The organism is Candidatus Binataceae bacterium, assembly GCA_035294265.1.
GTDB lineage: Bacteria > Desulfobacterota > Binatia > Binatales > Binataceae > DATGLK01.
Genome location: DATGLK010000106.1, coordinates 1 through 3,127, shown reverse-complemented (window position 1 = coordinate 3,127; position 3,127 = coordinate 1). Strand labels below are relative to the sequence as shown.

Genomic DNA, 3,127 nt, shown 5'->3' with positions numbered 1-3,127 from the left:
GTCAATCAGCGGCTGGCCGCGGTGCCGATGGAACCGCGCGGAGTGGTCGCCCAATGGAATCGCGGCGCGGGCCAGCTAACGATCTGGTCCTCTACCCAGATTCCACATCTGTTGCGCTCGCAACTGGCTGAAATGCTGGGGCTGGGCGAGAACAAGGTGCGGGTCATCGCACCTGAGGTGGGGGGCGGCTTCGGCGCCAAGCTCAACGTCTATCCTGAGGAGGCGCTGATTCCCTACCTAGCCCGTCTCCTGGATCGACCGGTCAAATGGATCGAGCGCCGGCGCGAAAATCTGGCCGCGATGACCCATGGCCGCGACCAGATTACCTATCTCGACATAGCCGCCAAGCGGGACGGCACCATTACCGCGATGAAGGCTCGTTTCATCTGCGACATGGGCGCCTATCTGCATTTGTTCACCCCCATGATCCCCGGTTTCTCGGGCCTGATGATGACCGGTTGCTACCGCGTCCCGGCACTGGCTTTCGAGCAGCAGATGGTGCTGACCAACAAGATGGCCACCGACGCCTATCGCGGCGCCGGGCGGCCCGAGGCCTGCTTCCTGGCCGAGCGCGCGATCGAAGCCGTGGCCGACCATTTCGGGCTGGATCCAGCCGCCGTGCGCCGCCGAAATTTCATCCCCAAAGAGGCCTTTCCTTACACCACCGCGGCTGGCCTGACCTACGATTCGGGCGACTACGCCGGTGCCTTGGATAAAGCACTAGCGCTTATCGATTACGACCGCATGCGTACCGAGCAGAACAGCGCCCGCCAGCAAAACCGCTATCTGGGTATCGGCCTGTGCTCCTACGTGGAAATTTGCGGGCTGGGACCGTCGGTATTGCTGCCGCCCAAGCTCAAGGGTGGCGGCTGGGAGAGCTCCACGGTGCGGATCGAACCCGATGGCAGGGTCACGATCCTGACCGGAGTCTCACCTCACGGCCAAGGCCAGGAAACTTCCTTCGCCCAGATGGCGGCCGACGCCTTGGGTATCGATATCGACGACATCGTCGTGGTTCACGGCGACACCGCGATAGTGCAATACGGAATTGGAACTTTCGGCAGTCGCGCCACTGCGCTAGGTGGCACCGCCCTGATGATGAGCTTGGGTAAGCTGCAGGAAAAGATGAAAAAAATCGCCTCCACCATGATGGAGGTGCCACCTGACCAGCTTATTTTCACCAATCGCACGGTCGCAATGGCCAGCGATCCGGCCAAAAACATTCCTTTGCAACGGGTGATTGACGCCGCCTACGGCTATAAGCAGCCCATCCCCGGAATCGAGCCCGGACTGGACGCAACCAGCTTCTATGAGCCACCCTCCTGCACCTTTCCCTTCGGCACTCATGCGGCGGTGGTCGAAGTGGATGCCGACACGGGAGCGGTCAAGGTCCTGCGCTACGTCGCGGTGGATGATTGCGGCACGATCATCAATCCGCTGCTGGTCGAAGGGCAGATCCATGGCGGAATCGCGCAGGGACTGGCTCAGGCGCTTTACGAAGAGGTGGCTTACGACGAGAGCGGCCAGCTTCGCACATCCACTCTGATGGAGTACGCCGTCCCCAAGGCCGAGATGCTGCCGCGCTTTGAGTTGGCCTCCACAGTCACTCCCACTCAAGTCAATCCGCTGGGGGTCAAGGGGGTGGGCGAGGCGGGTACCATCGGCTCGACCCCCTGCGTCTATAACGCGGTGATGGACGCGCTCAAGCCCTTTGGCATACGCGACCTGACGATGCCGCTTAAGCCCGAGAAGATCTGGCGCGCGATCGAAAGCGCCAGGAAGGGACAGCCATAATGTTTCCCGCCGAGTTCCAATACCATCGCGCCACCAGCACCGAGCAAGCGCTGACCTTACTGGAGCAGTTGGGCGAGGACGCCAAGTTCATCGCCGGCGGCCAAAGCCTGCTGCCGATGATGAAAATTCGCTTGGCTCAACCTTCCCATCTAATCGACATCGGCGCGATCGCCGATCTGAGCTATATCCGTCAGAGCGCGGGCACGATTGCGATCGGTGCCTGCACGCCGCACGCCGACGTCGCCTCCTCGCCGCAAATCGCGCAGGGCCTGCCGATGCTGGTCGAATGCGCGGGCGAAATCGGCGACGTCCAGATCCGTAACCGCGGCACCCTCGGCGGTAGCCTCGCTCACGCGGATCCGGCTGCCGATTATCCTGCCGCGATGCTGGCGCTGGAGGCCGAAATTAGCGCGCGCTCGCGGCACGGCACGCGTACTATCAAAGCCCAGGACTTTTTTCTCGATCTGATGACCACCGCGCTTGCGCCAAATGAGTTGCTCAGCGAAGTGCGCGTCAACCTTCCACCTCCGCACACCGGCATGACCTATCTAAAATTCCGCCATCCGGCATCCGGCTTCGCCACGGTCGGGGTGGCAGCTTTGATCACCCTGGATGACAAGGGCGAATGCGCGGCTGTGCGCGTAGGAATCACGGGACTTGCCGCCAAGGCCTTTCGCGCTGCCGCGGTCGAGAATGCACTCACCAACCGGCCACTGGACCCGCAGGTGATCGAGCAGGCTGCAGCCCACGCCGATGACGCCATCGATCCACTATCGGACCTCAACGCCTCGGCGGATTTTCGCCGCCATCTTGCGCGGGTTCTGACGCGCCGCGCGTTGACCCAGGCGCTGGCGCGCGCGCGTTAAGCGATAGAGTGAAGATCATCGGCGAACAGTTCCTTCCCGCCCCCCGCCTGCGGGCGCGGGAGCTGCTCACCGATCCGGCTCAGTGGCCTGACTTGGTTGCGGGCTGTCGCTTCTGCCGACCTGTTGGGCCCAACGAATTTGTCGTTCAAATTGATAGCGCCGATCGCGCCTCCATCTACGATGGACGCGTGCGTCTGTCGGCCCAGCGCCTGTTCGAGCATTGCGAATTTTCATTCCAATGGCGAAATGTCGAGGGCGGAATGTGTGGCGCCGGCACGGTTGACCTTATCAACGAGGGGCCGCAGACCCGTGTGCGTTACAGCGCCGAGCTGCAACCAAGCGGCGTTTTGTTACAGCTCGACCCGCCGGCACTCGAGGATGCGGCCAGGCGCCTGATCGAAGAATTTTTTGCGCGGGCCGAAGCTCAATTGGGCTCGCCAGCCGTGCACCTGGGTCTAGCGCAGGAC

3 protein-coding genes are annotated in these 3,127 nt (G+C 62.4%); all 3 read left to right on the top strand.

The window, feature by feature from the left end; genetic code table 11:
- Positions 1-1,794: molybdopterin cofactor-binding domain-containing protein (locus VKV28_17015; GenBank protein ID HLH78504.1), on the top strand; the 1,794-nt coding region annotated here is incomplete at its 5' end.
- Positions 1,794-2,660: a xanthine dehydrogenase family protein subunit M gene (locus tag VKV28_17010; protein HLH78503.1), complete on the top strand. Its 867-nt coding sequence runs from the start codon at positions 1,794-1,796 to the stop codon at positions 2,658-2,660. The genes VKV28_17015 and VKV28_17010, both read left to right, overlap by 1 nt.
- Before the next feature lie 8 nt (positions 2,661-2,668).
- Positions 2,669-3,127, top strand: a 459-nt coding sequence (locus tag VKV28_17005; GenBank protein HLH78502.1) for an SRPBCC domain-containing protein, incomplete at its 3' end; no start/stop codon positions are given.

Excerpts from the sequence above, each read along its gene's own strand:
- VKV28_17010 (HLH78503.1), top strand. The coding sequence starts at position 1,794 with ATGTTTCCCGCCGAGTTCCAATACCATCGCGCCACCAGCACCGAGCAA.